Raw genomic sequence first — 23,187 nt, 5'->3', positions numbered from 1 at the left:
ACAGGAGACCACTGAATGAGCTACGAATGCATCACCACCCGCGTGGAAGGCGACAAGGTTGCCATCATCACCCTGAACCGCCCCAAGCAGCTCAACGCCCTCAACGACCAGTTGATGGACGAGCTGGGCGCCGCCCTCAAGAGGTTTGACGCCGACCCCGCCATTGGCTGCATGGTGATCACTGGCAGCGAAAAAGCGTTTGCTGCGGGCGCCGACATCACCGCCATGGCCAAGTTCAGCTTTGCCGATGCCTACAAAGGCGACTTCATTACCCGTAACTGGGAAACCATCCGCGCGATCCGCAAACCGGTCATCGCCGCCGTGAGCGGTTTTGCGCTGGGTGGCGGTTGCGAGCTTGCCATGATGTGCGACTTCATCATCGCCGCCGACAACGCCAAGTTCGGCCAGCCGGAAATCAAGCTGGGCATCATCCCCGGCGCCGGTGGCACCCAGCGTTTACCCCGTGCGGTGGGCAAATCCAAGGCTATGGACCTGGCCCTGACCGGCCGCATGATGGACGCTACCGAGGCCGAGCGCGCCGGCCTGGTGAGCCGCGTGGTGGCGCTGGACAAGCTGCAAGAAGAAGCCTTGGGCGCCGCTTTGCAAATCTGCGCCTTCTCACAAGTGGCAACCATGGCGGCCAAAGAATCGGTCAACCGCGCCTTTGAAGGCACCTTGGCAGATGGCATTGCCTTCGAGCGCCGCATGTTCCACGCCTTGTTTGCGACCGCCGATCAAAAGGAAGGCATGGACGCTTTTGTGAACAAACGCGCTGCGAACTTTACGCATCAATAAATCTGGTCTATAATGCCGGTCTCGGTCGTATAGCTCAGTTGGTTAGAGCGCAGCATTCATAATGCTGATGTCGGTGGTTCAAGTCCACCTACGACCACCAAATCAAAAACCCGCAATTGTTCACACGTTGCGGGTTTTTTCATGGGCGCTCGCCTCGCACCCCCAGGCTAAGCCCAGCCCGACACCTAGAATTCTTGAAAACGATGCCACCGGCGTCGCCAGCCAAGCATGGCTGAACCTTCAAGAAAGCAGAACCTCAGGTGTGGAATCCAGAACATGTGGCTCAAACCGCCACCCAAGTCCTTGTCGAGTACCTCGGCGTGGCAGCCCGGTTTGTGGTCGAAGACGCCATGGATGCCACCGCATCCAGTAACGCCTTACCGCAAGCTAACCACGAAGCCCACCTCCGCTCGTTCCTGATCAACCTCAGCCAGCAGTTGCCTGCCGGACTGCCCAATGAACATATCCGCCAGACCATTCTGGAGCGGTGCTCGCCCACAGCCCCAGCCCCCATCACCCCTCTTCAAAAGTAAGCCATGAAAAAAACAACATCCATCAACCGCAACCTCACGGTGGGGCTGATTGCCATCATCGTATTTTTTATTTTGCAAGCCGCCGGCGTGCTGACCATGGGCCGCTACACCGAGCGGGAAGTGGTGGAGGTGGCGCGCAGGAACACCGTAGCCCAGGTGGACTTGGCCGATTTGTCGACCATGGCGCAGCAGATTCGCCGGTACGAAAAAGAGTACTTCATCTACGTGAACAACCCCGAGAAGCGCGCCCAGTACCAGAAGGAATGGACCGGCACGATGGAGAAGATCACCGCGCTGCTCGGTCGCATGCGCGCCAACGGCAGCAGCGCCTTGAGCGCTGATGACTTGGGCCGCGTGGGCCAGTGGGCCGCAGCAAGTGAGTTTTATGCGGCAGAAATGACCAAAGTGTTTGCCGAGGTGAACGCCCGCGCCAACAAGATGCAGGAAGAAGCGGCCACAGTCCAGGCCGCCGAACAGCAAGCCGCCAGCACCAAGGGCGCCAAGGCCAAAGAGGCAACACCTGTATTGGAAGGCACCCGCATGCTGCTGCCCGATGAAGCCAACGACCTGATCAAGGCGGGCAAAGACCGTTTTTCTGCCGAGCTGATCAAAGGCGTGGCCACCACCTTTGCCCAGAAGAGTGAAGCTACGCTGGCACTGACCACGGTGACCAACGAGGGGTTCAACAAAATGATCTACGGCGTCATGGCAAGCGTGCTGATTGGCATCGGCATTGGTGTGTACCTCTTGATCAGCCTGCCCAAGAGTGTGACTGAGCCCATCCGCAACCTGACGACCTTGGTCGACGCACTGAGCCGCGGCGAGTCCACCAAGCCGGTGGCCAGCATCAAGGTGCTGGAGTTCAAGAACCTGTCTGCTGCCGTGGAGCGCATGCGGATCGCGCAAGAACTAATGCTGCAGCGCCTGCAAAAGCCCCGCTGAACGACGGGCCCGGTAAAATCGGGCCCTTCTTTCATTCACAGCCTCTGGATACACACCATGAACCGCTGCCTTCGCGCCCTGAGCGCACTTACTTTGCTGGTCGCCTTGCCTCTGGGCAGCATGGCGCAAACCAGCCCCACCGCACAGCTCATTACCGACCGCAACGGCAACTCTGTGACGGTGCGGACGTTCCCATCCACCGCTGTGCGCGGTACTCTGCAGGTGGTGCAACCACCCGAAGTCTTGTTTAACAACGTGGTGGCACGCCTCTCCCCCGGCGCCCGGATCCGCGGGGCCAACGGCATGCTGCTGATGTCTGCCAGCGCCGTCGGACAGACCCTGCAAGTGATGACGGTCCTGGACAGCCAATCCATGCTGCACGACGTGTGGGTATTGAACGAGACTGAGGTCGCGCTTTACCCCACCAAGCCGTCGTACTCCCGATAAGCCGCCCAAGGGCTTATTCGCCTTTTCGGCCTGTAGCGCACTATCTGCCTGCGCCAGCCGCTCCTTTATTCATAGCATTTTCACGGGATACGTCATGTCCAAAAAAGTCTTTATCAAAACCTTCGGCTGCCAAATGAACGAGTACGACTCGGACAAGATGGCTGATGTACTCGGCGCCGCCCAAGGCTATGAGCCCACCGATGATGTGGAGCAGGCTGACCTGATTTTGTTCAACACCTGCTCGGTGCGCGAGAAGGCGCAAGAGAAGGTGTTCAGCGACCTGGGCCGCATCAAGCACCTCAAGGCCAAAGGCGTGCAGATTGGTGTGGGCGGTTGCGTAGCCAGCCAGGAAGGTGCCGAGATCATCAAGCGGGCACCTTATGTGGACGTGGTGTTCGGCCCGCAAACCTTGCACCGCTTGCCGGAGCTGCTCAATGCCCGCAAGGCGCTGGATAAGCCGCAGGTCGACATCAGCTTCCCCGAAATTGAAAAGTTCGACCATCTGCCCCCCGCCAAGGTGGATGGCGCCAGCGCTTTTGTGAGCATCATGGAAGGCTGCAACAAATACTGCAGTTACTGCGTGGTGCCGTACACCCGTGGCACGGAAATCAACCGCCCGTTTGAAGACGTGCTGGTAGAGATTGCCGGCCTGGCTGACCAGGGCGTGAAAGAAGTAAACCTGCTGGGCCAGAACGTGAACGCCTGGCGCAACGCCATGGGCGACTCGGGCGAGATGGCCGACTTTGCCACCCTGCTGGAATACGTGAGCGACATTCCGGGCATTGAGCGCATCCGCTACACCACCAGCCACCCCAACGAGTTCACACCCAGCCTGATCGCGGCTTACGAAAAGCTGCCCAAACTGGTGAGCCACTTGCATTTGCCGGTGCAGCACGGCAGCGACAAGATTTTGATGGCCATGAAGCGCGGCTACACCGCCATGGAATACAAGAGCACCATCCGCAAGCTGCGCGCCATCCGGCCCGACATGAGCATCAGCTCGGACTTTATTGTCGGCTTCCCCGGCGAGACGGACGAAGACCACGCCAAGATGATGAAGCTGATCCACGACATCGGCTTTGACAACAGCTTCAGCTTTATCTTCAGCCCCCGCCCCGGCACCCCGGCGGCAAACCTGCACGACGACACCCCGCACGACGTGAAGCTAGCCCGCCTGCAAGAGCTGCAAGCCGCTATCAACGCCAACATTGCCACCATCAGCAATCAGCGCCTCGGCACGGTGCAGCGCATCTTGGTAGAAGGCGGCAGCAAGCGCGACAACGGTGAGCTCATGGGCCGCACCGAGTGCAACCGCGTCGTCAACTTTGCCGGTAACCCGCGCTTGATCGGCCAGTTAGTGGATGTGACGATCACCGAGACCCGCAGCTACACGCTGCGTGGTGAGGTGCTGACTACTGAAACTTTTCCCCAGTGAAGGCCATGGCGCCACGCCACGACGCTTGCGCAGGGCGTAGCAAGTTTTACAAACCTGACGGCGTGGCTAGTCCATCGGCACTAGTGTGCGATGGACAGAAACTACCGGACTTTGAACATACTTCCAGCTCTTTTTTTAGGGAGTTTAAGTATGTTCAAAAGCTTCGCTGCCAGCGCCGCACTGGCACTGTCCGCTGTTGCCTCGCCTGCCATGGCGACTGCCATCCATGACGCCGACCTTTTCAAAGGTAACACCCTTGCAGCCAATGATGACGGGTACACAGGCCTGGTGGATATCGGCTTCAACATCAACTTTTACGGCCAGACCTTCAGCAAACTGTACGTCAACAACAACGGCAACGTGTCATTCACGACCCAACTGCCGACCTATACCCCCTTCAGCCTGCTGAGCACCAGCAATGCGATGCTGGCACCCTTCTTTGCCGATGTGGACACTCGCAATATCGCCAGCGGGCTCACCCAGTATGGCCAAGCCACCATCGATGGTCGCAAAACATTCGGCGTGAACTGGATCAACGTGGGCTACTACAACGCCCGCGCCGATAAAACGAATTCTTTCCAGTTGATCATGACGGACCGCTCCGACACCGGCGTCGGCAATTTCGACTTTCAATTCAACTACGACAACATCTCGTGGGAAACAGGCAGTGCCAGTGGCGGCGTCAATGGATTCGGCGGGTCCTCGGCCCGCGTAGGCTGGTCCAACGGCACGACCAACTCATTCGAATTGGCGGGCTCAGCCATCCATGGCGCCCTGCTCAATAGCGGGGCCAATGCTCTGGTACACAACCAGTTGAACGCCAGTGTGGATGGCCAATACAACTTCAGTGTCCGCAACGGCACAGTGATTCCTGCGGTACCAGAGCCCGAGACATATGCCATGCTGCTGGCCGGTTTGGGCGTGCTGGGCGCCGCCGCTCGCCGCCGCAAGTGCACAGTGAAAGCGTAAACACTTTCACGAGTCCGGGCGCGGTGCGGTCCGGAGAATGCCGGGCACTTGCGCGGCATCGATCAGTCCCCTTGCGAACTCCCGCGCTGCGGGTGTGAGGGCATCCATGCTCTTGCACACAAGAGAAACCCGCAAGGAGGGCAACGCCTCCGTGAGTGGCAGCGCCACCAGAGCGCTGCTCGTTTGTGGGTCTTCGAGCACTACGCTAGACATCAGTGCCACTGCGTCGGTCGTACGCAGAAGCGCCAAGGCAATGTAAATCGATTGAGCCTGCATCAATTGACGCGGCAAGCTACCCTCCAGAGACAACAGTGGATTGCTCAGAACGCGCTGACCGTAGCTGGGCACGATCCACAAGCAATCACGAAGAGGCTGCAACGTTCCCGACTGCGCCATCGGGTGTCCTTGTCGCGCAACAATGTGCAGTGGCGCCCGAAACAGTGCACGTCGCTCCCACGCGTCGTCTATCGGTTCATCCAGCTCGCTGATGACGACCAAGTCGTACAACCCTATGCGCCACAGATCCTGCGGCTCACTGAGAGACAACTCGTGCACATCGAGCCGCCCCCCCCGGGCGCGCCTTACGGAACGAGGCTAATGCAGGCGCAAGAATGCGGGCAGCAGCGCCCGAGCTGAAGGCCAGTCGCAAATCGCCTTGCGCACCATCCCGCATTTGAGCCAGTTCATTTTGTGCCTGCCTCCAATCTTCCAGCAGCCGCAGTGCTCGGCGGTACAGGGCCTCACCCGCCTCAGTCAGGGTCACTCCTTGGGTCTGGCGCAGCAGCAAAGCCATGCCAGCTTGGCGCTCCAACTCCCGGACAACATAGGTGACAGCTGGCTGTGTGAGCACAAGCTGACGTGCAGCCGCTCGAATGCTTCCGCATTCCGCCACGATACAGAAAACTTCCAGTTGCCCAGGATTGAGCTTCATGGCAAATCCGCCAGAGAGATAGAAAAAATTTATCTTAGCAGTTTAAATTTTGTCTTTTTTTTATCCCCCCGGGCTCCTACAGTGGCTGCGTTACTTCCAATGTTCCATTTATTTTTTTCGAGAGTCCCTGCCATGAAATTTCTCCGCATATTCACTTGTCGCATGCTTTGGCAAGCGACCTCCGGCCTCGCACTCGCACTGGGGCTCAGCACGGGTAGCCTCGCCCAAACGTCTCCCGTGCGGATTGTGGTCGGATTTCCAGCCGGCGGTGGCGTAGACGCGGCAGCCCGACATCTTGCAGATGCCTTGGGGCAGCACATGGGACAGCCCTTTGTCGTTGAAAACAAAAGCGGTGCGGGGGGACAGATTGCGGCGGTGGCAGTCAAACAGGCTACGCCTAACGGTCAAACGCTTTTTTGTCCAACGACCATACGGTTGTAATCGTTCCACAGACGATGAAAACGCCGGGCTTCAATCCGGCTACGGACTTGGTTCCTGTGGCGCGCATTACCCAAATTGCGTTCGGGCTGGCTGTTCCGCAGACGGCCCCGGTGCAACGCCTGAGTGACTACGGGCATTGGGTAAAGGACTTGACCGACCGCGGCGCAGTGGGTGTCCCAGCGCCCGCTAGCGTTCCGGAATTTACGACCCATTTAGTGGGACAGCACTTAGGCATAGCTACCCGCGCCATTCCGTACCGCGGTGGCGCCCCCATGGTGGCAGACCTGATTGGCGGACAGCTGCCGGCGGGAATTACTTCCATCAGTGAACTGCTACCCCAACAAAAAGCAGGGAAACTTCGCGTCATTGCAGTTTCAGGAACGCAACGTTCCGCCCTACTCCCCGACGCACCCACCTTTGCGGAACAAGGTGTGAAAGGTGTCGAGCAGTCTAACTTTTTAGCGCTCTATGCGCCCGCAGGAACACCCGCCGCAACGATCAAACGTTACCAAGACAGTGTTCGCGAAGTGCTCGGTCAAGCGGGCTTACGCGAAAAACTGGAAGGCCTGGGTATGCAAGTGGACTTTGCTGCCGGAGATGCCATTTCTCGCCAAATGGCGCAAATGACCGAAAGTTGGGGACAGCTGATTCGGGCCAGCGGCTTCAAACCACAATGACCGCAGACCCAACGACCGGCGCTACCAAAATGGAAGTGCAAACATCAAACCTATTCCCCATCGACTATGCCCAAGGACGGCGCAACTTCACCTTCGCGGCACATACAAAGAGATGCACTTTGACGTCTTGGGTACTGCCCGGGTACAAGGGCACACAGGGGGAGGAGCTCGCACTAGACAGTGCGTTTTTTCAGGCCGACACAAACAAGGGGAACGAGAGCCCACTGGTCATTATTTCAAGCGGTGTGCACGGTGTAGAGGGCTTGTGTGGCTCCGGTTGCCAGCACGCTTTGCTACAAGACGAAGATCTATTAGGCAAAGCACAGGCTGCCGGCGTAGACCTACTGTTTCTGCATGCGATCAACCCCTATGGGTTTTCGTACCTGCGCCGCGGCAATGAAGACAATGTAGACCTGAATCGAAACTGTATTGATTTCAGCCAGCCTCCCCCGACCAATCCGGACTATGAGGCGCTGGATGCGCTGCTAGTACCCGCGCATTGGCCCCCCGAGGCAGAGAACGAACTGGCGCTGGCAAGGACAGAACAGATCATGGGGACCCCAGCGTTCCGTCGAGCCGTCACATCGGGACAGACCAGTCACCCCAAGGGACTGTTCTTCAGCGGCCGCGAACCCAGTTGGAGTAACCGAACGGTGCGTCACATTTTGCAGCAGCACGGTTCAGGGAGAAAACGCATTGCCTGGGTAGACATCCACACCGGACTTGGACCGCGAGGTCATGGCGAAAAAATACATGCAGGGAAACCCACCCAGGAGGACATTCTGCTCAGCCGCAAAGTTTGGGGGGCCGATGTTGTCGCGGCATGGGAAGGGCAATCAGCATCCGCTCAAGTGAAGGGCCCGGTAGTAAGCTGCGTTTATGAGGAATGCCCCGAGGCAGAAATTGCCGCCATTGCCTTGGAGTTCGGTACGGTCCCGTACCATGACTTCATGATGGCACTGCGCGCAGACCAGTGGTTGCACCGGCAGGCCGCTCCTTCGGCGGCTCAAACCAGCACCATCAGACAGACTATGCGAGGCGCCTTTTATGTCGATGGGGATGACTGGCGCGGCATGGTGACCGCACAGACACGCGTCGCGGTGCTACAAGCCTGCTGGGGGATAGGTAACTTGTGATTACAAGTGGGGGGGGGAATCGCCCTCTCAGTCTGCTCAACGTGCGTTAAAAGGGCATTTTGGGCATGCCTTTCATGCCCCCCAGGCGCTTCATGAGCTTCATCATGCCGCCGCCCTTCATCTTCTTCATCATCTCTTGCATTTGCTCAAACTCCTTGAGCATGCGGTTGACTTCTTGCACGTGCACACCGGCGCCTGCAGCGATGCGGCGCTTGCGCGTGGCCTTGATGAGCTCGGGCTTGCGGCGCTCCAGCGGCGTCATGCTGTGGATGATGCCTTCCTTGCGCTTGATGTCTTTCTCGGCCTTGTCCATATCCACCTGACCGGCCTTGGCGGCCATGGCCGCAGGCAGCTTGTCCATCAGGCTGGAGAGTCCGCCCATCTGCTTCATTTGCTGGATCTGGGCCAAAAAGTCATTCAGGTCGAAACCTGCGCCACTCTTGACCTTGTCCGCCAGCTTTTTGGCGGCTTCGATGTCTACACCGGCGGTAACTTGCTCCACCAGCGCCACGATGTCTCCCATGCCTAGAATGCGGCCAGCGTGGCGCTCGGCGTCGAAGACCTCCAGTCCATCCAGCTTTTCGCTGGTACCAGCAAACTTGATGGGTGCGCCGGTTATCTGACGCACAGAAAGCGCAGCACCACCACGCGAGTCACCATCGGTCTTGGTGAGGATGATGCCGGTCAGTGGCAAGGCTTCCTTGAAGGCCTTGGCAGTGTTGACCGCATCTTGGCCCTGCATGGCGTCTACCACGAACAGCGTTTCGACCGGGTTCAACGCGGCGTGCAGGTTTTTGATTTCCAGCATCAAGGCTTCGTCAATCGCCAAGCGGCCTGCGGTGTCGACCAGCAGCACATCAAAGAAGTGCTTTTTGGCGTAATCCAGCGCGGCACGGCCGATGTCGACCGGGTTTTGATCGGGCGTGGAAGGAAACCACTCCGCGCCAGCCTGCGCCGTTACCGTCTTGAGCTGCTCAATCGCGGCGGGGCGGTACACGTCGCCAGAGACTGTCAGCACCTTTTTCTTGCGCTTTTCGATCAAGTGCTTGGCGAGCTTGGCGGTCGTGGTGGTTTTACCGGCACCTTGCAAACCGGCCATCAAGATCACCGCGGGCGGCTGGGCGGCGAGGTTGATGTCGCTCACGCCTTCGCCCATGGTGGCGGAGAGTTCGCGGTTGACGATACTCACCAGCACCTGGCCGGGCTGCAGGGATCCCAGCACCTCTTGGCCCAGTGCTTTTTCTTTCACCCGGGCAATGAAGTCGCGCACCACCGGCAAGGCCACGTCGGCCTCTAGGAGCGCCATGCGCACTTCGCGCAGCATGTCGGTGACGTTGGACTCGGTGATACGCCCCTGGCCTCGCAGGTCTTTAACGAGGCGGGAAAGTTTGTCGGTAAGAGCGGAGGCCATATTGAAGTATTCCGGCAGGCGCAACCTGCGGTGTGAGCCGGACAGTGCCGGCAGGGAGCAAAACGCTAAACTGTGCACATGATTTTAGCCAGTGCGTCCCCTACCAGCTTAGCCTTGTCGGTTTTGGCGGCCTGTTCTTATGCGTGGCCGGCACTCAGGGCCGCGCACCTGAGCTCCAACGCAGCACGTGCCTGGGTGGCGTGGGCCTGGTTTTTGCACGGGGCGGCACTCGCCTGGGGCCTGCTTTTGCCGCCCACCTACTTTGGTTTTGCCACCGCACTCTCCATGACGGCGTGGGTCGTCGCTGCGGTGTATGCGATTGAAAGCCAGATTTACCCGCAACTCCAAACGCGGTGGGCCTTGTCTGCCGTGGGTGCAGCGGCGGTGCTGTTGGCATGCATTTTCCCGGGCGCCCCCCTGCCCAGCACGGCCACCATTTGGTTGCCGACACACCTGGCCTTTGGCGTAGCCAGCTACGGGCTGTTTGGTACTGCCGTGGTGCACGCTTGGTTGATGAGTCGTGCGGAGGCCCGCATCCGCCAAGCCGCAGACCCGCACAGTGGTTTGCCCTTGTTGACTCTGGAACGACTGACCTACCGGTTTGTCGCGGCCGGGTTCGTACTGCTGACTGCCACGCTGGGCATGGGCTATCTGTTTGGCGATGTGGTCTATGGCAAAGGCCACGCATGGCACTGGGACCACAAAACCGTGTTCTCCGTACTGTCGTGGATCACGTTTGCCGTCTTGCTGCTGGGCCGCGCACGCTTTGGCTGGCGGGGCAAACGCGCTGTGGCGGTGCTCTACACCGGCAGTGTGCTGTTGTTGCTGGGGTATGTGGGATCCCGGTTTGTGCTCGAAGTCTTGTTGGGCCGGTCGGCATGAAGAATTTGGTGATCCTGCTGGTCATCCTCGGGGTGATCTGGTACTGGCGCAGCCACAAAGCCAAGCGCCCGCCCACTGCACCGCCGCCAGAGGCGCCGCCCAAAACAGGCAGCGTCGCAATGGGAGCTTGCGCGTATTGCACGCTGCATGTGCCCGCTAGCGAATTAGTGCAAGGCCAGCGTGGCGCCTATTGCAGCGCGGAACACCTGCGCTTGGCAGAAAACGGATGACGAACGACCCGGGCGAAAACTCGTGGTTTGGTGCGTCATCGCTGGAGGCGCCCCCCGAGCAAACGCCGGACACCAGTGACTTCAAGCGCCTATGGCAGGCCTTTATGACCGCGCGCTGGGTGCTGGGTGCCGCTTTGGTGGGCCTGCAAACTACGTTGTTTGTCACCAGCACCACACACAGCAAAACTTTGCTGGTCATCACAGCGGTGTACTTTGTCAGTACGCTGGGCGCGCGCTTGCTATTGCAACCCCGGCCTTTGGGCGGTGCGTTCAGCAAAACCTGGGGCGTGCTGATCGGGATTGATGTTCTGGTTTTTTCAGCGCTGCAATGGCTCAACGGCAACAACCTGAATTACCCCCCCCTGTTTGCCTTGCCGGTGCTGCTGGCCTCGGTGCTGGGCTCGCTGCGGCTGGCACTGGGCACGGCGGCTGGCGTGACCATGCTGCTGCTGGGCGGCGCCAGCTGGACACTGCTGGTCAACGACATCGACAACCCGGCTGCGTTTGCCCAGGCGGGGCTCAGCGGCATTGGCTACTTTGCGGTGGCCTTTTTGGCCAACCAACTGGCAACCCGCTTGGCCAACGAGGGGCGCAGAGCCCGGCAAAACCAATTGGCAGCCTCGATCCAACGCGAGGTGAACGAGTTGGTCATCGAAGCGATGCCCGAGGGGGTGGTCATTGTGGATCAGCGCGGAATCGTGCGGGCCGCGAACCCGGCGGCTCGTGCCCTGCTGGGCGACGAAGACCGGCTGCGCTCCGCACTTTTTGACCTGAAAGCAGACCCAGCATGGCGCCCGCTGTTGCTACTCACGCGGCTATGCCTTGGAAGTGGCCAAAGCCAAGAAGCCGAGGTAGAACTCGTACACGACCACGGCAGTGCGCTCAAGGTACTGGCACGGACCCGGCTTGCGGCGCCCCAAGGCATCGGAGAAGACAGTCTGTGTGTGCTGTTTTTGCAAGACCAGCGCCATGCAGAGGCCCGCATTCGCACCGAAAAGATGGCCAGCATGGGGCGCATGTCGACCGCCGTAGCCCACGAGATACGCAACCCCTTGGCCGCGATTGCGCAGGCGAATGCGCTGTTGTCTGAGGAGCTGCAGGATCCTAGGCAATTACGCCTGACCACCATGGTGAGCCAGAATGCCAAGCGGCTGGGCAAAATCGTGGACGACATTTTGAATGTGGCCCGTGCCCGCACCACATCTGCAGGCGAACACGACGCCTTGTATGGCCTGAGCGAGACGGTTCACCGCATGGTGCAAGACTGGGCACAACACAAGAGCATTGGCGGGCTGATTGGCATCGACATTGACCCCCGCCCACACGCAGTGCGCTTTGACCCGGAGCACCTGCGCCAAGTTCTGATTAATCTGCTCGACAACGCGCTGCGCTACGCGAGCAAACAGCCAGAAGCTGTGCAAATCACGGTGACCTACACCGACACTGCGGCTTGCGTCTCGGTGTGGAGCGACGGAGCCCGTATGGACCAAACGGTGGAGCGGCATTTGTTTGAGCCCTTTTTCTCGTCCGAGAGCCGCTCCAGCGGGTTGGGGCTGTACATTTCACGCGAACTCTGCGAACGCCACGGTGCCACCCTGCGGTACCAACGCAGCGCCCGCATCCGGAGCGGGCAACTGCACGAAGGCAATGACTTCACGCTAACACTGAGCCTTATCAAAGGCCCCATGACCCAGGACACCGACGGCAACTCTCTATGGCAAGCATCCCTGTACTGAACAACGCCCGCATCCTGGTGGTCGATGATGAGCCGGACCTGCGGACCTTGTATGAGCTCACGTTGCTGCGCGAAGGCCATCAGGTGGACACCGCTGCCTCGGTAAACGAGGCCTTGGATGCAGTCGCCGCCCATAAATATGACTTAGTGATCACCGATATGCGCCTGCCCGACGGCATGGGCATTGACATCCTGCACGCTCTGCGCGAACACAAAAGCAAAGAGCGCTGCATTGTGATTACGGCGTATGGCTCGGCCGAGAATGCAGTCGAGTCGCTAAAGGCTGGCGCATTTGATTACCTGACCAAGCCCGTGGACTTGAAGCAGTTCCGCAGCGCGGTGATGGCTGCCTTGGGTGGCACCAGCCCTGGCGCTAGCTCGCACACCGAGCGATCTGTTAAGGGCCCTGCCGACAGTGGCACAGAAGGCGCCAAAGCGCTGGAGCAGTTGGTCGGGCGATCTCACACCATGGTGGCCCTGAAGGAGCGTATTGCCAAGGTGGCGCGCAGCATGGCGCCGGTGCTGATCCGGGGCGAGTCGGGCACCGGCAAAGAGCTGGCTGCGCGAGCCCTGCATGCCAACAGCCACCGCGCCGCCGGGCCATGGGTGGCGGTCAATTGCAGTGCCATTCCGGAGTCTTTGCTGGAGGCGGAATTTTTCGGTGCCCGCAAGGGTGCCTATACCGGCGCGACACAAGACAGGCCGGGGTTTTTCCAAGCGGCCCACGGCGGCACGTTGTTTTTGGATGAAATCGGCGACTTGCCACTGGCGATGCAAGCCAAATTGCTGCGGGCGATTCAGGAGCGAAAAATCCGCCCTCTCGGCAGCAACCAGGAAGAGAGTGTGGATGTCCGCCTGGTCAGCGCCACCCACAAAGATCTGGTGGCGGAGGTTGCGGCACAGCACTTCCGCCAGGACTTGTATTACCGCTTGAATGTGATCGACCTCCAGCTGCCACCGCTGCGGGAGCGGAGAGACGACTTAGAGGCCCTCTGCCGGGCACTCGTCACCAGAATTTGTGAAGAAACGGGTGTGCCGGCGCCCACGCTGTCCGCAAGCTTGCTGGCGCAATTGAAAGCGCTGCCGCTCCCGGGCAATGTCAGGGAGTTGGAAAACCTGCTGCATCGCGCGTTGGCGTTGTCTGAAGGCGATGTTTTGGAACTCGACACCCATGGCCACGACTCCGAGCCCGCCCCCGTGGCACCGGCGTCTGAGCCCGGCTCGTTCAGCATCCCCGCCGATTTGCAAAGCCATTTGGACGCTCAGGAGCGTGAAATCCTGATCCACGTCCTGCGTGAGACCCGTTTCAACCGGACCGCTGCAGCCCAGCGCTTGGGAATAAGTCTGCGGCAAATCCGTTACCGGATGGAGCGCTTGTCCATCGATGTGCCCGAACATGACGATGGAAAATCGGAATAACCCCCCCCGCGAGGCGACCGGCAGCTGGTCGGAAGGCTGGTGGAGCGAAGCGCTCCACGAAACCTCTCCCAACTTCGGCCCACGGCCTGCAGATGCAGACACCGACTTGGTAGTGCTGCACTCTATCTCGCTGCCCCCCGGCGAATATGGAGGGGATGGTGTGCGCCAACTATTTACCAATACCCTGAACTGGGATGCGCACCCGTATTACCAAACGATCCGGGGCATGGAAGTCTCCAGCCATTTCTTTGTGACGCGCACGGGCACTGTGTGCCAGTTTGTCAGTTGCGATGCACGCGCCTGGCACGCGGGCGCATCCACCTATCGCGGAAAGCCCAATTGCAACGACAACTCGATTGGCATCGAGTTGGAGGGCATGGACAACGACTTGTTTACCGCCCATCAATACGAGAGCTTGGAGCGTCTGTGCGCGGCAATCGCGCAGAACTATGAAATTCAGTACGTCGCGGGCCATGAGCATATTGCGCCCGGCAGGAAGACAGACCCGGGTCCCGGATTCGAGTGGGAACGACTGAAGCTCTGGGGCGCGATTTCGGACTGGGAATTACCCGCTCCATGGCAAGAAAGCCACAACTCTTGAACAGATCGCCAAGCTTCTGAAAAAATTTTGGCGATCCTTCAGACGCCCCTGAAAGCGCGACACCCGCATCCATCGGGCCGTTCCACGCCAAATGCTGCTGCAAGCCGCATCAAACCTCATTCGGCTTGAAAACTTTACGCCAATCAAGGCTTTGATGCCCCCTTTCCGGCAAGTGGAATGCGAGGGGCAAAGGCCCTGATCAAAATACAAGGGTGCCGAGCAGATACACTACCGGTAGTGGGTTGCAAGCACCCCAGACCCCAGATATAGTGTGCCTTGGTTGATGCGCGGGTGCGAAGCCCCTTAGTCGTAGCAAGCCACGCGGCACACAGATCACACAAAAATACACCCGATTTAGACGAGGAAACTATGCAATCTATTTCCACGGCCGTACCCACGGCACCCGCCCCGCTGCTGTCCCCCGTTCCCGGCAACGAAACGCCGGCGACTCAGGCTTATTCGCACTACCAGATCATCCGCCGCAACGGCGCAGTGGTGCCATTTGAGCCGAACAAAATTGCAGTTGCCATGATGAAAGCGTTTCTTGCAGTGCACGGCACCCAAGGCGCAGCATCCGCCAGCGTGCGCGAGACGGTCGATGGCCTGACGCAGCAAGTGATTCGCGCGCTGGTGCGTTCCCGTCCGGGCGGCGGCACTTTCCATATTGAGGACGTGCAGGATCAAGTTGAACTGGGACTGATGCGTGGTGGTCACCATGAAATCGCCCGTGCGTATGTGCTGTACCGCGAGCGTCGCACCCAAGAGCGCGCCAAGCAAGTCGCCACCGAGGCTCCAGCTGCGCCGGTGATCCACGTTATCGACAATGGCCAGCGCGTACCTCTGGACTTGGCCCAACTGCAATCCCGCATCGAGACGGCATGCAGTGGTCTGGGTGCTGACGTCAAGGCTGCCCCCATCCTGGCAGAAACCATGCGCAACCTGTACGACGGCGTCCCTTTGGACGAGGTGTACAAGGCAGCCATCCTGGCAGCGCGGACCCTGATCGAAAAAGACCCCGACTACACCTACGCCACTGCGCGTTTGCTGTTCCACACTATTTCCCGCGAAGTGCTGGGTCGTGATGTGGCGCAAGCCGACATGCAGGAAGCCTATGCGGACTACTTCCCTGGCTTCATCAAGCGCGGCGTCGAAGCCGAACTGCTGGACGAAAAACTGCAGCAATTCGACTTGAAGCGCCTGGGTCAAGCCCTCAAGGCCAGCCGAGACCTGCAATTCGATTACCTGGGTCTGCAAACCCTGTATGACCGTTACTTTCTGCATGAAGGCAAGACCCGCATCGAACTGCCGCAGGCATTTTTCATGCGCGTCGCTATGGGCCTGTCGCTGAATGAAATTGACCGTGAAGCACGTGCCATTGAGTTCTATGAAGTGCTCTCTAGCTTCGACTTCATGTCGAGCACGCCGACCCTGTTCAACAGCGGCACCTTGCGTTCGCAACTGTCGAGCTGCTACTTGACCACCGTGCCAGACGATCTGGACGGCATCTACGAGTCCATCAAAGAAAACGCACTGTTGTCGAAGTTCGCCGGCGGTTTGGGCAACGACTGGACCCGCGTGCGCGCTTTGGGCTCCCACATCAAAGGAACCAACGGCGAATCACAAGGCGTGGTCCCCTTTCTGAAGGTGGTCAACGACACGGCTGTGGCGGTGAACCAGGGCGGTAAGCGCAAAGGTGCAGTTTGCACCTACCTGGAAACATGGCACTTGGATATCGAGGAGTTTCTGGAGCTGCGCAAGAACACCGGCGATGACCGCCGCCGCACCCACGACATGAACACAGCGAACTGGATTCCTGACTTGTTCATGCGCCGGGTCATGGAAAAAGGTACATGGACACTGTTCTCTCCATCGACCGTGCCCGACTTGCACGATCTGTTCGGCGCGGACTTCGAGAAGGCCTACGTGGCTTACGAAGAAAAGGCTGCTCGCGGCGAAATCAAGCCATCACGCACCCTGCAGGCCAGCGACCTCTGGCGCAAGATGCTGACCATGCTGTTTGAAACCGGCCATCCTTGGATCACGTTCAAAGATGCTTGCAACGTCCGCTCGCCCCAGCAACACGCAGGTGTGGTGCATTCGTCGAATCTGTGTACAGAAATTACACTGAACACATCCGACACCGAAACCGCCGTCTGCAACTTGGGCTCTGTGAACTTGCTGCAGCACTTGAAAGATGGTGCACTCGACCACGACAAGCTCAAACGCACGATTTCGACAGCCATGCGCATGCTGGACAACGTGATCGACATCAACTACTACGCCGTGAAAAAGGCGCGTGACTCCAACATGCGTCACCGTCCTGTTGGCTTGGGTCTGATGGCGTTCCAGGACAGCCTCTACGAATTGCGCATCCCCTACGCTAGCGAAGCTGCCGTTGAATTTGCCGACAAGTCCATGGAAGCGATCAGCTACTACGCCTACTGGGCTTCGACAGACTTGGCACGCGAACGCGGCAAGTACCACAGCTTCAAGGGTAGCCTGTGGGACAAGGGCATCCTGCCACTGGACACCATCGACATGCTGGCCACCGCACGCGGCGGCTACGTAGAGGTAGATCGCTCATCCACGCTGGATTGGGATGCTCTGCGCAACAAAATTGCAGCAGACGGCATGCGCAACTCCAACTGTGTAGCGATTGCTCCTACAGCGACGATTTCCAACATCATTGGTGTGGACGCGTCCATCGAACCGTGCTTCGGCAATCTGTCCGTCAAGTCCAACCTGTCCGGTGAGTTCACGGTCATCAACAGCTATCTGGTGCGCGACTTGAAGCAACTGGGCCTGTGGGACGACGTCATGGTGATGGACCTCAAACATTTTGACGGATCCCTCCACCCTATCGACCGCGTACCACAAGAAATCAAGCAACTCTACGCCACCGCTTTTGAAGTGGAAACACGCTGGCTGGTGGAAGCTGCAGCACGTCGCCAGAAGTGGATCGACCAGGCACAGTCGCTGAACATTTACATGGCGGGCGCCTCCGGCAAGAAGCTGGATGAGACCTACAAGCTGGCCTGGTTGCGCGGTCTCAAGACTACCTACTATCTCCGCACCATGTCTGCTACGCACGTGGAGAAATCCACCGTGAGCGCGGGCCGACTGAACGCTGTGTCTTCCGGCAATGAAAGCCAAGGTACACCCAAGATGTCGAGCGCACTTGAAGCCGCGGCGGCGGCTGCGCAAGAGCAGATGCAGCTATCGAGCAGTGCTGCCACCGACATCAAATTCTGTGGCGTGGACGACCCGACCTGCGAGTCCTGCCAGTAAGTTCATCAGCATCGCAAGACCACCTGCGATGCTCGTGAGCAACACAAATTTTCAGTGAATTGAATGAACGCTTTTCAATTCAATTCACTGCTCACATAATCCGAAGATTGGAAAAAACTATGTTGTCCTGGGACGAAGAAGTCAAGCCCGCATCGCCGTCGAATTACGCGCGCAATCCGTCTGAAAACAGTCAGGGCGCGCAGGCGTCGGTGTCGTCTGCGACAGGCAACTCGGCGTACAGCGCCACCATGTCCCAAGCAGTGCAAGTGGCCAAGGCCAGCGCCAGTGGCAAGCGCGTCAATGCATCAGACAAGCGCATCATCAACGGACAGACAGACGTTAACCAACTGGTGCCATTCAAGTACAAATGGGCTTGGGAAAAATACCTCGCCACTTGTGCAAACCACTGGATGCCACAAGAAGTCAACATGACCCGCGACATCGCGTTGTGGAAAGACCCGAATGGTCTGACAGAAGATGAACGCCGCATCGTGAAGCGCAACCTCGGCTTCTTTGTGACAGCGGACTCATTGGCTGCAAACAACATTGTGTTGGGCACCTACCGCCACATCACTGCGCCGGAGTGCCGCCAGTTTTTGTTGCGCCAGGCGTTTGAGGAAGCTATCCATACGCACGCGTACCAGTACATCGTGGAATCTCTCGGCCTGGACGAGAGCGAGATTTTCAATGCGTACAACGAAGTCCAATCGATTCGCGACAAAGATGAGTTCCTGATCCCCTTCATTGAAGCGATCATGGATCCCAACTTCCATACCGGCACGCCCGCCACCGATCAGACGCTTCTGAAGTCGCTGATCGTGTTTGCTTGCTTGATGGAGGGCTTGTTCTTCTATGTGGGCTTTACCCAGATTCTGGCGCTCGGACGCCAGAACAAAATGACGGGTGCAGCAGAGCAGTACCAGTACATCCTCCGGGACGAGTCCATGCACTGCAACTTCGGCATTGACTTGATCAACCAGCTTAAGCTGGAGAACCCGCACTTGTGGACACCGGAATTCAAGGCAGAGATCAAGACGCTGTTTGAAAAGGCGGTGGAGCTGGAATATCGCTACGCCGAAGACACCATGCCCCGTGGTGTACTGGGCATGAACGCCTCGATGTTCAAGGGCTACCTGCGATACATCGCCAATCGTCGTGCGACACAGATCGGCCTTGAGGCCTTGTTCCCGAACGAAGAAAATCCATTCCCATGGATGAGCGAAATGATTGACCTCAAAAAAGAACGTAACTTTTTTGAAACGCGTGTTATCGAGTACCAGTCCGGCGGCGCGCTGTCCTGGGATTAACTTGCTCGTTATGCCGTTAAAGTTTTCGCCACCTTTCGTAGATCGCGTGATCACAACGAAGGGTTGGCGTTACCAAGTTCATGCCACTGGAACTGCGTCCAGTGGCATGAATCGCTTTCTGCCAAATACGTAGCAGGAAGTGCTCTTTGCACCTTGAACAAGGAGAACATGATGGCAACTGCAAAAAAACCAGCGGCAAAAAAAGCCGCTCCAGCGAAAAAAGCAACCCCAGTGAAGAAGGCAGCCGCTCCTGCTAAAAAAGCAGCAGCTCCTGCGAAGAAAGCCGTAGTGGCCAAGAAGGCCGCTCCTGCCAAAAAAGCAGCAGCTCCCGCGAAAAAAGCCGTAGTGGCCAAGAAGGCCGCTCCTGCCAAAAAAGCAGCAGCTCCCGCGAAAAAAGCCGTAGTGGCCAAGAAGGCCGCTCCTGCTAAAAAAGCAGCAGCTCCAGCGAAAAAGGCCGTAGTAGCCAAGAAGGCCGCTCCTGCCAAAAAAGCAGCAGCTCCCGCGAAAAAAGCCGCAGTAGCAAAGAAGCCTGCAGCCCCTGCAAAAAAGGCGGCCAAGGCAGCCGCTCCAGCAGCACAAACCACACTGAATCCGCAAGCTGCGTGGCCGTTTCCAACGTCCAGCAAGCCTTAATAGCCTGCACCTACAAAAAAGCCCGGAACCTTGAAGGTCCGGGCTTTTTTTTGTTGCGACTCGCCTGTTATGGGTAGAAAGCCAACAAACGGTATCCAGAAACCCGCTCTGTTGGCGAAGCTGCTTTCACCGCAAGCGGCAATGACGCCGCGAACTCGGCACCTGGCTCCAACGTGGACGCCATCCAGCCGATATCCCGTGGCGCCAACACCTTGCGAATCATGCTTTGATCTTGCATATCGGTGAGCGTGAGCTCCAAAGAGGGAGGCAACACCGGAACCGTGCCGGTATTCTTGATGACCACATTCAAACGGTACACATCCGAACGGAGTTTAGTAAACGAAGAACTGTCGATCACGACCGCTTCAATCGACTGCAAGGGAGCCAGCTGGCATCCGGCCCACTCACACAGAACCTCCAGCGCCGGAACGGCTTCAGGCTGATAAGCGGCAATGCGGTCCCGCTCTACATACGTGTATTGCAATCCGAGGGCGAGCACCAGTAAACCAGCGATCCCAGCAAGACCCCACTTGACCAAGGTCCGGTCCCAAAACACCAGCCGGTCGCCTTTAGGCATAAATGAAAGCTTTGGCTCGCCAACTGCTGGAGAGGGAGTTGCTTGCGTATAGCGGGGCGCGGGCGAACCAAGGGCGTCTAGATCGCTTTTGTTATCAGACTCTAGAGGTGGCGCATCAACCTCTGCCCCTCCGGCGAGAGCGCTAGGGCTCTGGGCAAGGAAATCATCCAGCGCAGGATCGTTGTCAACCGGTTGAGCTGGTGCCGAAGACCAAGATTCAGGAAGCGGAGTCTCTGCGTCCAGCGGCTCAACAGCTACCTTTTCAGGTGGCGCAGCATCGTCAGACTCAAATCGCAAAGAGGCCGCCCAGTCCGGATCAGGACTGGTAGGTGCAGCCACTTCACGAGGCTCAGGCTCAGGCTCAGGCTCTGGAGTCGGTTGCGCTTCCGTTGCGGTGTGTAGATGGGCATTGGCATCAAACACCTCATCACATTGTCCACACCGCACCCAGCCATCTGAAATACGCAACTGGTCCGGCACGACTTTGAACATCGTGGAGCATGCCGGGCACTGGGTAATCAGACTCATTGCGTCACATTGTAGTGGTCGCAAACACCGTAGTTACACGGCAGCTGTCATCAAGATCCACCCGTCTTCAGTGTCTGCCACCGAGAGGGTGCAATAAGGCGCATAGGCCAGTTTCAGCTCGTCCGCTTGGCGCTCCAAAATTCCAGCCAGCACGAGGTGCCCGCCCTCCTTGACATGCGCACGCAACAAGGGCGCCAGCACTTTCAGTGGGGTCGCCAATATATTGGCCAACACCACATCGAACTCGCCCTGAGCCGCTCCGGGCAAACCGGCAGACAACTCCACCTGATTAGCCTGCGCATTCAGCACTGTGGAGTCGACCGCAGCCTGATCAATGTCGACCGCGATCACTTCAGTCGCACCGAATTTGGCTGCCCCAATCGCAAGAATGCCGGAGCCACACCCGTAATCCAGCACCCGGCCCGCAGCGCCGTGGCCTGCGATCCAGCGCAAGCACATGCGCGTCGTCGGATGCGTGCCGGTACCAAAGGCCAGTCCGGGGTCCAAGCGAATGACCTCTTTGGCCTGCGCGGGGGGCTCGTGCCATGTGGGCACAATCCAGAACTCGGGAGTAATCTCCACCGGCGCAAACTGCGACTGGGTCAAGCGCACCCAGTCCTGGTCTTCCAAGGCATCGATCCCCAGAACCTGGCAACCTTCAAAGAAATCCTGGGCCTGCAACAGCGCACAAGCCTCGTCGGCTTGCGTGCGCTCTGCAAACAAGGCAATCACCCGTGAGCGCTGCCATCCGTCTTTCGGCGGCGGCATACCGGGCTCACCAAACAATGCCTGTTCGGCATCCGTCTGGGCATCAGCGTCTTCCACGCTGACGCTCAGGGCATCCAATGCGTCCAGCGCATCACTCAGGTTTTCGACCCGGTCTTCGGGACACATCAAACGCAATTCAAACATGCAACGCCTTATCGCTTGTGTTGTTCCAGCCAGTGCTCCAGGTAGTGGATGTTGGTTCCACCGTCCATGAACTTGGCATCCACCATCAACTCACGATGCAAAGGAATGTTGGTATTGATTCCTTCCACGACCGTCTCCGCCAGTGCAGTGCGCATGCGGGCCATCGCCTGCTCGCGAGTGTCGCCGTGCACAATGATCTTGCCGATCATGGAGTCGTAGTTCGGAGGCACAAAGTAGTTGGTGTACACATGCGAATCCACACGGACCCCCGGACCACCCGGTGCGTGCCACATAGTGACGCGTCCCGGGGACGGGGTGAACTTGTAAGGATCCTCGGCATTCACCCGGCACTCAATGGCGTGACCGCGCACTTCAATCTGGCGCTGGGTGAACGGCAACTTCTCGCCGGCAGCCACCATGATCTGCGTCTTCACGATATCGATGCCCGTCACCATTTCAGTGACCGGATGCTCCACCTGCACGCGGGTGTTCATTTCAATAAAGTAGAACTCACCGTCTTCATAAAGGAATTCGAAGGTTCCCGCTCCGCGGTAGCCGATCTTCTTGCAAGCATTGACGCAACGTTCCCCGATGCGTTCGATCAACTTGCGGTTGATGCCCGGCGCGGGAGACTCTTCCAGCACCTTTTGGTGACGTCGCTGCATCGAGCAATCGCGCTCGCCGAGATACACCGCGTTTTTGTGCTTGTCCGCAAGGACTTGGATTTCAATGTGCCGCGGATTCTGGAGAAACTTCTCCATATACACCGCCGGATTGTTGAATGCCGCACCGGCTTCGGCTTTGGTCATGGCAACCGCATTCACCAACGCAGCTTCGGTGTGAACCACACGCATACCGCGCCCGCCACCGCCACCTGCCGCTTTGATAATGACTGGGTAGCCCACGGACTTGGCGATCCGCTTCATGGCAACCGGGTCATCCGGCAACTCGCCCTCAGAGCCGGGAACGCAGGGCACGCCCGCCCGGATCATGGCTTGCTTGGCAGACACCTTGTCGCCCATGATGCGAATGGATTCAGGGGTAGGCCCGATGAATTGGAAGCCGCTCTTCTCGACACGCTCGGCAAAGTCTGCGTTTTCACTCAGAAAACCGTAGCCGGGGTGGATTGCCTCCGCGTCTGTCACTTCAGCCGCCGAAATGATGGCAGGCATATTGAGGTAGCTCAGGCCCGAGGAGCCAGCCCGATGCAAACCGCCTCTTCGGCGAGCTTGACATACTTGGCTTCGCGGTCCGCCTCGGAATAGACCATGACAGCCTTGATACCCAACTCGCGGCAGGCGCGCTGGATACGCAGCGCAATCTCGCCCCGGTTGGCGACCAGAATTTTCTTGAACATG

General features: G+C 58.6%; 22 protein-coding genes, 1 tRNA gene and 1 pseudogene. 18 read left to right on the top strand and 6 right to left on the bottom strand.

Going from position 1 to position 23,187, the window contains the following annotated elements; genetic code table 11:
• Nucleotides 1–15 precede the first annotated feature (15 nt).
• The 7 genes from RAE19_RS12165 to RAE19_RS12135 all read left to right on the top strand — a co-directional run bounded on the left by RAE19_RS12165 (nt 16) and on the right by RAE19_RS12135 (nt 5,121).
• Nucleotides 16–795: an enoyl-CoA hydratase gene (locus tag RAE19_RS12165; protein WP_313875132.1), complete on the top strand. Its 780-nt coding sequence runs from the start codon at nt 16–18 to the stop codon at nt 793–795.
• Between the two features lie 23 nt (nt 796–818).
• A tRNA-Met gene (locus tag RAE19_RS12160) sits at nt 819–895 on the top strand.
• A gap of 178 nt (nt 896–1,073) precedes the next feature.
• The gene (locus RAE19_RS12155; RefSeq protein WP_313875131.1) at nt 1,074–1,328 is read left to right on the top strand and encodes a hypothetical protein; all 255 of its coding nucleotides are present in this window, start codon (nt 1,074–1,076) and stop codon (nt 1,326–1,328) included.
• A gap of 3 nt (nt 1,329–1,331) precedes the next feature.
• Nucleotides 1,332–2,270 carry a hypothetical protein gene (locus tag RAE19_RS12150; protein WP_313875130.1) on the top strand — a complete coding sequence of 313 codons (939 nt, stop codon included), beginning with the start codon at nt 1,332–1,334 and terminating at the stop codon, nt 2,268–2,270.
• 57 nt (nt 2,271–2,327) lie between these two features.
• On the top strand, nt 2,328–2,717 hold the full coding sequence (locus tag RAE19_RS12145; RefSeq protein ID WP_313875129.1) for a hypothetical protein: 390 nt from the start codon (nt 2,328–2,330) through the stop codon (nt 2,715–2,717).
• 94 nt (nt 2,718–2,811) lie between these two features.
• Complete coding sequence (miaB, locus tag RAE19_RS12140; RefSeq protein ID WP_313875128.1) at nt 2,812–4,152, top strand: tRNA (N6-isopentenyl adenosine(37)-C2)-methylthiotransferase MiaB; 1,341 nt, start codon at nt 2,812–2,814, stop codon at nt 4,150–4,152.
• Nucleotides 4,153–4,302: 150 nt separating this feature from the next.
• Entirely contained in the window at nt 4,303–5,121 is an 819-nt protein-coding gene (locus RAE19_RS12135) for a nidogen-like domain-containing protein (RefSeq protein WP_313875127.1), read from the top strand.
• A 6-nt stretch (nt 5,122–5,127) separates the two neighbouring features.
• On the opposite strand, the gene RAE19_RS12130 is transcribed toward RAE19_RS12135, so the two are convergent.
• The gene (locus RAE19_RS12130) at nt 5,128–5,676 is read right to left on the bottom strand and encodes a LysR substrate-binding domain-containing protein (protein ID WP_313875126.1); all 549 of its coding nucleotides are present in this window, start codon (nt 5,674–5,676) and stop codon (nt 5,128–5,130) included.
• Nucleotides 5,654–6,052, bottom strand: coding sequence for a LysR family transcriptional regulator (locus tag RAE19_RS12125; protein ID WP_313875125.1), 399 nt, complete (start codon nt 6,050–6,052; stop codon nt 5,654–5,656). The genes RAE19_RS12130 and RAE19_RS12125 overlap by 23 nt, the downstream gene beginning before the upstream one ends.
• A 132-nt stretch (nt 6,053–6,184) precedes the next feature.
• On the opposite strand from RAE19_RS12125, the gene RAE19_RS12120 reads away from it, so the two are divergent.
• The 3 genes from RAE19_RS12120 to RAE19_RS12110 are packed head-to-tail and all read left to right on the top strand — an operon-like array spanning nt 6,185 to nt 8,306.
• Entirely contained in the window at nt 6,185–6,493 is a 309-nt protein-coding gene (locus RAE19_RS12120; RefSeq protein ID WP_313875124.1) for a Bug family tripartite tricarboxylate transporter substrate binding protein, read from the top strand.
• Nucleotides 6,494–6,507: 14 nt separating this feature from the next.
• On the top strand, nt 6,508–7,170 hold the full coding sequence (locus tag RAE19_RS12115; RefSeq protein ID WP_313875123.1) for a tripartite tricarboxylate transporter substrate-binding protein: 663 nt from the start codon (nt 6,508–6,510) through the stop codon (nt 7,168–7,170).
• Nucleotides 7,167–8,306 carry a M14 family metallopeptidase gene (locus tag RAE19_RS12110; protein ID WP_313875122.1) on the top strand — a complete coding sequence of 380 codons (1,140 nt, stop codon included), beginning with the start codon at nt 7,167–7,169 and terminating at the stop codon, nt 8,304–8,306. Before RAE19_RS12115 ends, RAE19_RS12110 begins: the two co-directional genes overlap by 4 nt.
• A gap of 46 nt (nt 8,307–8,352) precedes the next feature.
• On the opposite strand, the gene ffh is transcribed toward RAE19_RS12110, so the two are convergent.
• Nucleotides 8,353–9,717, bottom strand: coding sequence for a signal recognition particle protein (gene ffh, locus RAE19_RS12105; RefSeq protein WP_313875121.1), 1,365 nt, complete (start codon nt 9,715–9,717; stop codon nt 8,353–8,355).
• Nucleotides 9,718–9,795: 78 nt separating this feature from the next.
• Between ffh and RAE19_RS12100 the strand changes: the two genes are divergently transcribed.
• The 8 genes from RAE19_RS12100 (at nt 9,796) to RAE19_RS12065 (ending at nt 19,812) form a co-directional block, all read left to right on the top strand.
• Nucleotides 9,796–10,599, top strand: coding sequence for a cytochrome C assembly family protein (locus RAE19_RS12100; RefSeq protein WP_313875120.1), 804 nt, complete (start codon nt 9,796–9,798; stop codon nt 10,597–10,599).
• Complete coding sequence (locus RAE19_RS12095) at nt 10,596–10,829, top strand: PP0621 family protein (RefSeq protein WP_313875119.1); 234 nt, start codon at nt 10,596–10,598, stop codon at nt 10,827–10,829. The genes RAE19_RS12100 and RAE19_RS12095 overlap by 4 nt, the downstream gene beginning before the upstream one ends.
• Nucleotides 10,826–12,565, top strand: a complete 1,740-nt coding sequence (locus tag RAE19_RS12090) for a sensor histidine kinase (protein ID WP_313875118.1) — start codon at nt 10,826–10,828, stop codon at nt 12,563–12,565. The genes RAE19_RS12095 and RAE19_RS12090 overlap by 4 nt, the downstream gene beginning before the upstream one ends.
• On the top strand, nt 12,544–13,983 hold the full coding sequence (locus RAE19_RS12085; protein WP_313875117.1) for a sigma-54-dependent transcriptional regulator: 1,440 nt from the start codon (nt 12,544–12,546) through the stop codon (nt 13,981–13,983). Before RAE19_RS12090 ends, RAE19_RS12085 begins: the two co-directional genes overlap by 22 nt.
• A complete protein-coding gene (gene ampD, locus RAE19_RS12080) occupies nt 13,967–14,584 on the top strand; it encodes a 1,6-anhydro-N-acetylmuramyl-L-alanine amidase AmpD (protein ID WP_430962574.1) in 618 nt (205 codons plus the stop codon). Before RAE19_RS12085 ends, ampD begins: the two co-directional genes overlap by 17 nt.
• 369 nt (nt 14,585–14,953) lie before the next feature.
• Nucleotides 14,954–17,872 (top strand): ribonucleoside-diphosphate reductase subunit alpha, encoded by a 2,919-nt coding sequence (locus RAE19_RS12075; protein WP_313875115.1) that lies wholly within the window; start codon nt 14,954–14,956, stop codon nt 17,870–17,872.
• 119 nt (nt 17,873–17,991) lie between these two features.
• On the top strand, nt 17,992–19,179 hold the full coding sequence (locus tag RAE19_RS12070) for a ribonucleotide-diphosphate reductase subunit beta (RefSeq protein WP_313875114.1): 1,188 nt from the start codon (nt 17,992–17,994) through the stop codon (nt 19,177–19,179).
• A gap of 171 nt (nt 19,180–19,350) precedes the next feature.
• On the top strand, nt 19,351–19,812 hold the full coding sequence (locus RAE19_RS12065; RefSeq protein WP_313875113.1) for a histone: 462 nt from the start codon (nt 19,351–19,353) through the stop codon (nt 19,810–19,812).
• Nucleotides 19,813–19,879: 67 nt separating this feature from the next.
• Here the strand turns inward: RAE19_RS12065 and RAE19_RS12060 are convergent, their stop codons facing one another.
• From RAE19_RS12060 to accC, 3 genes and pseudogenes are all read right to left on the bottom strand, one after another.
• Nucleotides 19,880–20,917 (bottom strand): zinc-ribbon and DUF3426 domain-containing protein, encoded by a 1,038-nt coding sequence (locus RAE19_RS12060; RefSeq protein WP_313875112.1) that lies wholly within the window; start codon nt 20,915–20,917, stop codon nt 19,880–19,882.
• A gap of 33 nt (nt 20,918–20,950) precedes the next feature.
• The gene (gene prmA, locus RAE19_RS12055) at nt 20,951–21,829 is read right to left on the bottom strand and encodes a 50S ribosomal protein L11 methyltransferase (RefSeq protein WP_313875111.1); all 879 of its coding nucleotides are present in this window, start codon (nt 21,827–21,829) and stop codon (nt 20,951–20,953) included.
• A gap of 8 nt (nt 21,830–21,837) precedes the next feature.
• Nucleotides 21,838–23,186: pseudogene (accC, locus tag RAE19_RS12050) on the bottom strand (acetyl-CoA carboxylase biotin carboxylase subunit).
• Between the last annotated feature and the right edge of the window lies 1 nt (nt 23,187).

This window comes from Rhodoferax potami (assembly GCF_032193805.1).
In the GTDB taxonomy this organism is placed as follows: domain Bacteria; phylum Pseudomonadota; class Gammaproteobacteria; order Burkholderiales; family Burkholderiaceae_C; genus Allorhodoferax; species Allorhodoferax potami_A.
This window is presented reverse-complemented; position numbering and strand designations above follow the sequence as displayed.

What these genes read in the sequence shown, in the direction of transcription:
- RAE19_RS12085 (WP_313875117.1), top strand. Translation starts at nt 12,544, where the DNA reads ATGGCAAGCATCCCTGTACTGAACAACGCCCGCATCCTGGTGGTCGAT.
- RAE19_RS12125 (WP_313875125.1), bottom strand. Translation starts at nt 6,052, where the DNA reads ATGAAGCTCAATCCTGGGCAACTGGAAGTTTTCTGTATCGTGGCGGAA.
- ffh (WP_313875121.1), bottom strand. Translation starts at nt 9,717, where the DNA reads ATGGCCTCCGCTCTTACCGACAAACTTTCCCGCCTCGTTAAAGACCTG.
- RAE19_RS12120 (WP_313875124.1), top strand. Translation starts at nt 6,185, where the DNA reads ATGAAATTTCTCCGCATATTCACTTGTCGCATGCTTTGGCAAGCGACC.
- prmA (WP_313875111.1), bottom strand. Translation starts at nt 21,829, where the DNA reads ATGTTTGAATTGCGTTTGATGTGTCCCGAAGACCGGGTCGAAAACCTG.
- RAE19_RS12095 (WP_313875119.1), top strand. Translation starts at nt 10,596, where the DNA reads ATGAAGAATTTGGTGATCCTGCTGGTCATCCTCGGGGTGATCTGGTAC.
- RAE19_RS12145 (WP_313875129.1), top strand. Translation starts at nt 2,328, where the DNA reads ATGAACCGCTGCCTTCGCGCCCTGAGCGCACTTACTTTGCTGGTCGCC.
- RAE19_RS12150 (WP_313875130.1), top strand. Translation starts at nt 1,332, where the DNA reads ATGAAAAAAACAACATCCATCAACCGCAACCTCACGGTGGGGCTGATT.
- RAE19_RS12090 (WP_313875118.1), top strand. Translation starts at nt 10,826, where the DNA reads ATGACGAACGACCCGGGCGAAAACTCGTGGTTTGGTGCGTCATCGCTG.
- RAE19_RS12060 (WP_313875112.1), bottom strand. Translation starts at nt 20,917, where the DNA reads ATGAGTCTGATTACCCAGTGCCCGGCATGCTCCACGATGTTCAAAGTC.
- RAE19_RS12115 (WP_313875123.1), top strand. Translation starts at nt 6,508, where the DNA reads ATGAAAACGCCGGGCTTCAATCCGGCTACGGACTTGGTTCCTGTGGCG.
- RAE19_RS12135 (WP_313875127.1), top strand. Translation starts at nt 4,303, where the DNA reads ATGTTCAAAAGCTTCGCTGCCAGCGCCGCACTGGCACTGTCCGCTGTT.
- RAE19_RS12075 (WP_313875115.1), top strand. Translation starts at nt 14,954, where the DNA reads ATGCAATCTATTTCCACGGCCGTACCCACGGCACCCGCCCCGCTGCTG.
- RAE19_RS12100 (WP_313875120.1), top strand. Translation starts at nt 9,796, where the DNA reads ATGATTTTAGCCAGTGCGTCCCCTACCAGCTTAGCCTTGTCGGTTTTG.
- RAE19_RS12065 (WP_313875113.1), top strand. Translation starts at nt 19,351, where the DNA reads ATGGCAACTGCAAAAAAACCAGCGGCAAAAAAAGCCGCTCCAGCGAAA.
- RAE19_RS12165 (WP_313875132.1), top strand. Translation starts at nt 16, where the DNA reads ATGAGCTACGAATGCATCACCACCCGCGTGGAAGGCGACAAGGTTGCC.
- miaB (WP_313875128.1), top strand. Translation starts at nt 2,812, where the DNA reads ATGTCCAAAAAAGTCTTTATCAAAACCTTCGGCTGCCAAATGAACGAG.
- RAE19_RS12070 (WP_313875114.1), top strand. Translation starts at nt 17,992, where the DNA reads ATGTTGTCCTGGGACGAAGAAGTCAAGCCCGCATCGCCGTCGAATTAC.
- ampD (WP_430962574.1), top strand. Translation starts at nt 13,967, where the DNA reads ATGGAAAATCGGAATAACCCCCCCCGCGAGGCGACCGGCAGCTGGTCG.
- RAE19_RS12110 (WP_313875122.1), top strand. Translation starts at nt 7,167, where the DNA reads ATGACCGCAGACCCAACGACCGGCGCTACCAAAATGGAAGTGCAAACA.